Raw genomic sequence first — 245 nt, 5'->3', positions numbered from 1 at the left:
GGTCGGGCTCGACACCACCTGCGGCACGCTGCGGGTGCGCGGGCGGGCCGACGGCTACGAGGGGCGCCGGGGGCAAGCGGCCCGGGTCGAGGAAATCAAGACCTTCCGAGGCGACTTCGACGCCAGTCGCGGCAACCACCGCGCCCTGCACTGGGCGCAGGCCCGCACCTATGGCTGGATGCTGTGCGAACTGCACGGCCCCGAAGAAATGACCGTGGCGCTGGTCTACCTCGACCTGGCCAGCG

1 pseudogene is annotated in these 245 nt (G+C 71.8%); it reads left to right on the top strand.

The window, feature by feature from the left end:
- Positions 1-245 (top strand): annotated as a pseudogene (locus AC0IYU_RS34935) (ATP-dependent DNA helicase); the annotation flags it as partial.

The sequence above is a fragment of the Variovorax sp. AC103 genome (assembly GCF_979254005.1).
This window is presented reverse-complemented; position numbering and strand designations above follow the sequence as displayed.